At 50.1% G+C, this 7770-nt stretch carries 12 protein-coding genes and 1 pseudogene; 1 reads left to right on the top strand and 12 read right to left on the bottom strand.

From position 1 onward, the window contains the following. From I2C21_RS17030 to I2C21_RS17060, 7 genes and pseudogenes are all read right to left on the bottom strand, one after another. Positions 1 to 1067, bottom strand: a 1067-nt coding sequence (locus tag I2C21_RS17030; RefSeq protein ID WP_353654838.1) for a type IV secretory system conjugative DNA transfer family protein, incomplete at its 3' end; no start/stop codon positions are given. Then, entirely contained in the window at positions 1064 to 1555 is a 492-nt protein-coding gene (locus I2C21_RS17035) for a PcfB family protein (RefSeq protein ID WP_005934796.1), read from the bottom strand. The genes I2C21_RS17030 and I2C21_RS17035, both read right to left, overlap by 4 nt. 130 nt (positions 1556 to 1685) lie before the next feature. Beyond that, positions 1686 to 2591, bottom strand: coding sequence for a DUF6017 domain-containing protein (locus I2C21_RS17040; protein WP_195279864.1), 906 nt, complete (start codon positions 2589 to 2591; stop codon positions 1686 to 1688). After that, positions 2588 to 3361, bottom strand: coding sequence for a BRO family protein (locus tag I2C21_RS17045; protein ID WP_119214434.1), 774 nt, complete (start codon positions 3359 to 3361; stop codon positions 2588 to 2590). Before I2C21_RS17045 ends, I2C21_RS17040 begins: the two co-directional genes overlap by 4 nt. Then, positions 3354 to 3602 carry a hypothetical protein gene (locus tag I2C21_RS17050; protein WP_119214433.1) on the bottom strand — a complete coding sequence of 83 codons (249 nt, stop codon included), beginning with the start codon at positions 3600 to 3602 and terminating at the stop codon, positions 3354 to 3356. Before I2C21_RS17050 ends, I2C21_RS17045 begins: the two co-directional genes overlap by 8 nt. Before the next feature lie 126 nt (positions 3603 to 3728). Then, the gene (locus I2C21_RS17055) at positions 3729 to 4037 is read right to left on the bottom strand and encodes a DUF6050 family protein (protein ID WP_195279865.1); all 309 of its coding nucleotides are present in this window, start codon (positions 4035 to 4037) and stop codon (positions 3729 to 3731) included. A 153-nt stretch (positions 4038 to 4190) separates the two neighbouring features. Continuing rightward, positions 4191 to 4448: pseudogene (locus I2C21_RS17060) on the bottom strand (recombinase family protein); the annotation flags it as partial. Between the two features lie 213 nt (positions 4449 to 4661). Between I2C21_RS17060 and I2C21_RS17065 the strand changes: the two are divergent. Further along, positions 4662 to 5201: a DUF3795 domain-containing protein gene (locus I2C21_RS17065; protein ID WP_117783659.1), complete on the top strand. Its 540-nt coding sequence runs from the start codon at positions 4662 to 4664 to the stop codon at positions 5199 to 5201. A gap of 61 nt (positions 5202 to 5262) precedes the next feature. On the opposite strand, the gene I2C21_RS17070 is transcribed toward I2C21_RS17065, so the two are convergent. The 5 genes from I2C21_RS17070 to I2C21_RS17090 all read right to left on the bottom strand — a co-directional run. After that, positions 5263 to 5460, bottom strand: coding sequence for a transposon-encoded TnpW family protein (locus tag I2C21_RS17070; protein WP_009320846.1), 198 nt, complete (start codon positions 5458 to 5460; stop codon positions 5263 to 5265). Continuing rightward, positions 5457 to 6311 (bottom strand): ATP-binding protein, encoded by an 855-nt coding sequence (locus tag I2C21_RS17075; RefSeq protein WP_117783660.1) that lies wholly within the window; start codon positions 6309 to 6311, stop codon positions 5457 to 5459. The genes I2C21_RS17070 and I2C21_RS17075 overlap by 4 nt, the downstream gene beginning before the upstream one ends. Beyond that, positions 6308 to 7051 carry a phage replisome organizer N-terminal domain-containing protein gene (locus I2C21_RS17080; RefSeq protein ID WP_117783661.1) on the bottom strand — a complete coding sequence of 248 codons (744 nt, stop codon included), beginning with the start codon at positions 7049 to 7051 and terminating at the stop codon, positions 6308 to 6310. The genes I2C21_RS17075 and I2C21_RS17080 overlap by 4 nt, the downstream gene beginning before the upstream one ends. After that, entirely contained in the window at positions 7041 to 7253 is a 213-nt protein-coding gene (locus tag I2C21_RS17085; protein ID WP_005927784.1) for a hypothetical protein, read from the bottom strand. The genes I2C21_RS17080 and I2C21_RS17085 overlap by 11 nt, the downstream gene beginning before the upstream one ends. 184 nt (positions 7254 to 7437) lie before the next feature. Then, a partial coding sequence (locus I2C21_RS17090; protein WP_502709465.1) for a hypothetical protein occupies positions 7438 to 7770 on the bottom strand: 333 nt, incomplete at its 5' end.

Genomic DNA, 7770 nt, shown 5'->3' on the forward strand with positions numbered 1-7770 from the left:
GTGATTTTCTCATTTTTTCTCATAACTTGCGCTCCTTTCTTCGGTTTTAGGTTGTGTGTTCTAAGAGACTTCCCAACTGCTTGATTAAGAAGTCTTTTAGAGCATACAACACCCGCCGCCAGCTTGTATTTGCGGTATTGCTTGACCGCAAAGTGGTCAGGATCGCGGGCTTCCAGCTCGTCGAACATGACATCCACAGGGTTCTTGAAGGTCTCATCGTCCTCTCTGGCTTCCGAGGCATTGATCATTTCGAGCAGGGTAGTAAAGTTTTTCTCGTGGTCGGGTGCCTCGTACCAGATGTAGCCGATGAGAGCTGTGTAGTAGAGCTTTTCCGCCTTGACCCAGAAATCTTCGCCGGACTTATCGCCATCTCCCTTCGTGTTGACGATGATCGTATTGACCAGCTTGAGGATGTCCTTCTCGCTGCGGATGTAGCTGAAAGGGTTGTAGTGCATGGATTTCCGGAAATTGATGGTGTTCAGCGACTTGATGACGTAGCCGCCCTTTTCAAGCATTTTGCCGCACTCCACCAGCACCGTACCCTTCGGGTCAGTCACAACATAGCTGCTGTGCATCTGCATCAGGTTCGGCTTCACGAAAAAGCGTGTCTTACCTGAGCCGGAACCGCCGATGACAAGGATATTTTTGTTGCGGGCGTATTTCGGCTGCTTCGGGCGGCTGTTCATGGTCAGGAACTCCGTCTGCGTCAGAATGACGTTGTTGGAGAACTCCGGGTCCATGTACGGCTTGATGTCCTCTGGCTTGCCCCAGCGGGCAGATCCATATTCTTCGCCCTGCCGGAACTTCTTGCGGTTCTTGCCTTTGACGTAGACCGCCAGCTTGAGCAACGCACCGGCAATCAACCCGATGAGCAGATCGACGGGATGAAAGCTGGGCAGCGGATTTGCGAAGGCAGTGCCGAACACGGCAAAGCCGTTTGTCAGCTTGTCGATGAACTCTGCGCCGGGAGCGAGACGAAATACGGCGGCAATCTTATCCGCAAAATAGAAGGCGAAGACATACGGAAGGTTCAGAAGAATGAGCTTCTTCACATCGGGTTTGTTCACAGCTCCACACCCCGATCCTTGGTTTTGACCTTGACCTTCTCCTTGTGCTGCGCTTTGCTCTGGGCTTTCTCCTGATCCAGTTTGTGCCGGATAGACGGCTGTTCCTTCTGCTTGACGGTTTTGGCGGAGAACTCCTTGAAGGCGGCGGTCATCACATCAACGTCCCGCCCCTTGAAGAAGACAAGATAGCTGGGCGGCTCAACGGAAACGTCCTTCTTGAGTGCAAAGTCCAGACCGTATTTGCTGGCAGTCCGCTCAAAGGACTTGATATTGCCATCCGTCACTTCAATGTTGGAGATGGCGGCATTCTGGCTCATCAGATGCTTGATGGACTGCTTGCCGCGATAGGTTTTTGGCTGCTGCATCTGCTTCTGCGCCTTCTCAATCTCCTGCACGAACTTGTCCAGTGCCTTTTTCAGCACCTCGGCTGAGATTTTGCCGCCCTTGATCATGATTGCAACAACTTTGGTGTTGACTTCATCCTGCATTGCGGCGTTTACCTCCTTTCGTTGGAATGATTATGGGGACTGCTGCCACAGCTAAGGCGGCACAATCCGGAGATGGATGATTTTCATTTACACTGTCCTCCTTTCCGAGCAATGCTCACGATGGTATTCATTAAAGAGTGTCTTCACAAAGGCTATAATCGTAGGTCTTCGGCTTCTTTGACCCTGCCGATCTGTCCTGCCCGTAGAAATCATGATTGACGAGCGCGGAGTAGTAATTGTCTATCGTCAGAGAGGCATTATACAGAGCGGTCAACAGGTACGCCCGGATATTACGGATGTCTGACGGGTTCTTGTTCATTGCGTCCAGAACGTACTCAATATGGCTGCTATTCAGCTTGAGGAAGCGGGACTTTACCACTTGCTGCGGCATATCCTCGCCATTGATGCGGATAGTCGGCGCGGTGGAACAGACGGCATCCAGCATGATGTCCATGATCTCCCGGAACCGGTCTTTATCGAACTTCGGATCCTGACAGAGAATGTCGTAGTCAAGATTCTCTTTGATAATCTCTTCATACTCGCTTCGCTCATCCATCCTGTCCATCCCATCAAGATTGATGGATTGATAGTTCATTGAGAGAGTATTTCTTTCTTGGGTAATTACTTGATCAGTATTTATTTGTGCGGACTTATCCCCGCGTGGATTATCCACATCTGGCTTCTCCACACATGGATTTTCCGTGTGTGGCTTTTCCCGTTCTGGTGTAGACTCCTGCGGCTCTTCGTATATCTCAAAGATTGTGTTGCTCATCCTGCCTTTACCGTCTCTCTGCCGGTGCCGGACAAGGTAGCCGTGCTTTTCAAGCTCACGGAGCGCGGAGAGAATGGCATCCGGACCTTCCTTGCAGATTGCAGAAAGTCCCTTGGTTGAGAACTTCCAGCCATCATTAAACGAGAGCATCTTTGAGAGTAGCCCGACTGCCTTGAGTGACAGGCTCTTGTCTCGGAGGTGGAAGTTCGCCATGACGGTATAGCCACGATTTTTGTTTACGCGATAGACTGCCACGAAAATCACCTTGCTATCTTGGGAAGCAGCTCTTCGCCGCACTTTTTCTGGAACTTCATTCGGATGACCTCCTTGCCCTTCGGCGTGAAGTAGGTCTGAGAACCGGTGTAGCAGTACGTCACAAAATCGCGGACGATGAACAGTCCGGCATTGCTGTCCTTGTTGTAGGGAAGAAGCTGCCCGGAAGGAGATCGGAACAGGTACTTTTCTTTGAGAAGGAACTGGACGAACTTGCGCTCTGGGATTTTCAGTTCCTTCGCCGTCGTTCGGATATTGGTGCAGTCATCCGGATTGATGAAGGCGTCGTAGTAATCGGCTTTGGGCTTTGCCGTGTTCAGCTCACACTCAAGAGCCTTCACGCGATTCTTTTCCAGAATCAACGCTTGAGCGAACTCTACAATGACCGCTGGTTCCTTCTGAATACGTTCCAGAAGGGAGTCCGTCATGTAGCCGCCGGTCTTGCGGATCATGGGGATGACATCATGTGTGATCCAGCGTTTGAAGGCTTTGGCTTCGGGCTTACGGCTGCTCAGAATAAGCGTGTAAAGTCCAGGTTCGTTCACCACCGTCATGTTGGGATTGCCTCGTTTATTACCCTCATTTGAAATGAGGGTAATCATCTTCTCGTCCGCATCCAGCCGTGAAATGGCTTGTGACGAATTGCCGATCTCCAAAGCCCTGCACACGTCTACCGCCACAAACCACGGCTCGTTTTCGATCAGGGCTGTTCGGATTTCTCCAAACTGTTCATTCTTGAAGACTTCGATTTTGTTATTCATGACTGACTTCCTTTCCGGCAGCAGATGTGCCATTTTGATTTTTGAGAGTAGAAACGGGCTTGCAGCAGTAGGGACACTCTGCAAACACGCAGGACTGATATTTCCAGAAGGGACGATGAAATCGACAGCTTCGGCACTCAGGGAGAATGCCATCCGCGCCGCTGTCAAAATGCTCAAAGCCGGGTGTGGTCTGCATCAGCAATTCGAGTGCTTGCAGATCACCGGCTGTCATGCGTTTCATGCTTAAAAACTCCTTTCCTTCGCCGCATCGCCAGCAAATATTCCGGCTTTTGGGCAACAAAAAAAGAGGGTTTGCTTCTTACTCCAAATTGGAGAAGAAACAAACCCTCTTCGTTTACGATGTAGTTCAGATGATTTCTCGGATGGTATGAATGACACCGAGCAGCAGCCCGATGAAGAAGGCGAGTCCTCCGATGAGACCGCCTATGATTAAGTTCAATGCGAAGATGCCGACTGAGCCGGAGATACCGTAGCCGCTGGGAACGAGCCAGAGGCACATCCTCCGGATGCCGAATGGCAAGCCGACGCAGATCCACATAAGGAAGTAGTCACATACGCCGTCAGGTATATAGATCGGCTTGAGAAATGACGCGAGGCAGAACGCAAGCGCGATTGGAAGCGCAACCTCCTTCAAGAAGACTTTGATAGCACCCACTATATCCTCCTTCTGCCGGAAGTGTGCAGCAGCACCCTCCGGCTTGCTTGATTATTGTGAAAGTCCTTTGTTTTCGGTCAAAAAAAGAAGGGACTAAGCCAGAATGCCTTGATTTTCAAGGTCTTTCTGATTTAGTCCTATTATCGCACAATAATCCTTTACGATAACTGTCCCGACTTTTCCGGCTTCAATATCCGCAAGCATGGCTTGAAAACCGGGTCTTTGAAAGTTCGCACCAGAATAACCGTCGTCCGTGTACCAGCGCAGATTAGAAAAGCCGTTCTGCTTTGCATAGGTTTCAAGGATACGCTTCTGATTGGAAATGGAATTGCTCTCGCCTTGCAGCTCGTCCTCATGGGAAAGTCTTGGGTAAAGGGCGGTAATTGGTTGTTGGTTGGTCTGTCTTAACATAAAATCCTCCGTTTCCGACAGCCAGCCCCACTATTCCGTACCTTGATTGTACCACATGGGGCGGCTGTCTGTATAGCGGCAAAAGCGTCAAATCTGCTTCTTTATGGTCGGTCAAATTGCTATTTTTTGTGTAGCAGATGATTGGGATTGCATAGTAGAAAAACTCTTGTTCTTATGGTAAAATGGAGCTAATCAATACAAGGGGGTGTGACAATGAAAGGGTTTGTCCGTAACAATCAGTACCTTTCTCTTTGTGGTCTAAATTGTAAATTGTGTCCTATGAATTTGGCAGGGCATTGTTCCGGTTGCGGCGTTGATAATCAAAGTTGTAAAATCGCAAAGTGCAGTATTGAACATGGGAAAATCGAATATTGCTTTCAGTGTACCAGCTTCCCTTGTGACAAATACGCTCATATAGATGATTTTGATTCTTTTATAACTCATCAGAATCAAATGAATGACATGGAAAAAGCCAGCCAGATAGGGATTCCCGCCTATAATGCTGAACAGGAAGAAAAGCGCAAATTATTGGATTTCCTCTTGTCACACTATAATGACGGGCGCAGAAAAAATCTATTCTGTGTTGCAGTCAATCTCTTAACGATTAAAGAAATTGAAAATATCTTGCAAACAGTTAAATCCGATAAGGATTTTCAAAGTATGGGGAAGAAAGAACAGGCTTCTGTTATCGCAAAACTGTTGCAGGATATAGCTGCTCCAAAAGGCATTGAGTTGAAACTTCGGAAAAAATAAAGTTGTTACTGATATTCCAGCGGTCATGCTCCCCGGCGTGACCGCTTTTCCATGTCATCACTTATGCGCTGAACGGTGGTGTATGTCCGGCAGCAGCTTCCGCTTCCAGCACTTTCATCATCTTGTCGGCTGCGGTGTCGGTTGCGCCCTGCTTGAAGAAGCCGGAAACGGTAAGGACGGAGTTGCCCATGCGGATTTCCGTTACACAGTCCGGGCGGCGGTCTGTTTTGGTGGTGCTTGTCTGTTTGGTTTCTGTCATAGGCTCTCCTTTCGCTGCTTCATCAGTTGCTTTAAGCGTTCCAGCTTTTCCTGTGCGGTTTCCTTTCGGAAGTTGCTGCCCGTGAAGCGGACGGGGGCGCACATGGAAGTCAGCCTGTCATAGATACGGGCGTGGGGTGTGTCCTGCGGGTGCTGCAATTCCTCCAGCGTGAGGTTGGTCGTGGCGATCAGCGGCTTGCCGCTTCGGTAACGGCTGTCAATCACGCTGTAAACCTGTTCCAACCCGTACTCTGTCCCTCGCTCCATACCAAAATCATCAAGTATCAGCAGAGGGTAGCTGCAAAGGCGGGAAATATATTCGTTCCTGCCCTCAAAGCTGGCGGCAAGGTCATTGAGTATTGTTGCAAAGTTTGTCATGCAGACGGCAACCTCTTTTTCCATAAGGGCGTTGGCGATACAGGCGGCAAGGTAGCTTTTTCCTGTTCCCACACCGCCCCAAAACAGGTAGCCGATATTTTCAGCCTGCATGGTTTCCCAGCTATCCACATAAAAGCGGGCGGTTTCGGTCTGCGGGTTTCTGCCGTTGTCATGCTCAAATGTCCAGTTCCGCATAGCGGGGTCGGTAAAGCCCCGGCGTTTCAAGTCCTCCACTTTTTCAAGGTGCTTCTGTCGGCTTTCGGCGGCTTGCTGCTTTTCACGGGCTGCCCGCTGGCAGTCGCAGTCTGTTGGGTGGCGGTCACGCCCGAAACAGGTCTTTCCCTCTGCAAAGTAGGCTTCTTTGGGCGTATGGCACTTGCCGCAGTATAAAAGCCCGTCCTCGCCTGTGTAGTCCTCCGCTTCGGCGGTAGTGGTTGTAATGTCCGTAATCATAGCTTCAATCTCGTTTTTCATAAGCTCTCGCCCTCCTTGCATGAATAATCGGGTATGCCCTGTTTCGGGGCAGCCTTGCCTTTGGCAGCGTCCTCCTGCGCCCACTTGTAAATGGTGGCTGCATGGCTGTGGTACTGCTTCCCGGTGGAAGCGATATGGCAGGAAAGCCGGTCAATATAATACTCCCACTTGTCGGGCAGCTCTGTTTTCAGCCCGGAAAGCTCTGTATCGGTCAGTATCACATTGTTGTATCTGCCATAAACGGCAGGGGCGGGGTGTCCCGTTTCTCCCTCTCTCTCTTTTTCTATCTCTATCTCTTTCTCTATCTCTATCTCTGGTGGACGAATGTCGGACAAATGTCCGCCTTTTGTCCGGGGCGGTAAAAGTGCCTTGTTTTCCAGCCTTGCAGCCCGTTTCCTCTCGGCTTCGGTAGAGGACTGTCCTATCATCAGCTCAATATCGGTCATATAGAAAGCCCCGCTGTCAAGCTGCTCCACAAGCCCCAACTGCCGGAAAATCTCTAAAGCCCTCTCAACTGTCCCTATCTGGTGGCGGGTCAGTGTCGCTATCATCTGCGCTGTGTAGGGGATATGCTCGTCAAGCTGCAACTTCCCGCCGTTTTTCAGCGATTTTAAGTACAGCTTCAAGAGGATATTGGAATATAAAATCCCGTCTTTCATATCTTCCAGCAGCACAATGGAGTCGCTGTCAAAAAAGTTCTCTTTCAGCTTGAGGTAGTAATACTTGCGGTTATCTGCCATTGTCCCTGTCCTCCTTTTTCCGGCGTTTGGAGTAGTAGCGGGGGCAGAGTATGATAACCGCCCGGAAGCTCTGCTTGCAGCTATGGGTACAGCCCCGGCAGAGGTCGTTGTATGTGATACGGTCGCAGGTGGTATTCCCGACTTTCACTTGCCGCAGGAAAAAAGACCATTCCAGCCGCCGTTTCTTGCTCATTCTTGGCATGGGTGCGCTCCTTTCTGCCGTTTCCGCTGGTGTGGCGGTATCGGCGGTAATTCTGTATCATCTCGGTATCATTTTCGGGGTTTTTCTGCCCTGTAAGCCCGTTAAAAAATCCTTTGGTATTGCGGATAGGGTACGGGGCAGCCCCCTTGTTCTGTATGGGTTCGGGTACATTTTTGGGTGGTTTTTATCGCTCTTGTTCCTGCCTTTTCACAGGCTTGCGTTCCCGTCGTAAAATCTGGTCGATATTGCCCTTGACAGTCTGTAAGCGGCGGTATTCCTCCCGTTTTGCCCGGTAATCGTTGTAGCCGCTGTTTTTCTCTTTGATAAGGGTTTCAATCTCTGCTTGCAGGGCTTTATAACTCGGCAGCTTGGAAATGTCGTTCTCCCTGAAATAGCGGGCGGCTGCGTCTGCTATGATAAAGTCGCTTTCGTGCTTCTGTCGGTAGGCTGCTTTTGCTTTGGCGTTTTTCTGCTGTTTCAGCCCGTCCCGGACAGGGCGGGTCTTGGAATAGGCAAG

This window comes from Clostridium sp. J1101437_171009_A5 (assembly GCF_015547905.1).
Lineage (GTDB): Bacteria > Bacillota > Clostridia > Oscillospirales > Oscillospiraceae > Pseudoflavonifractor_A > Pseudoflavonifractor_A gallinarum.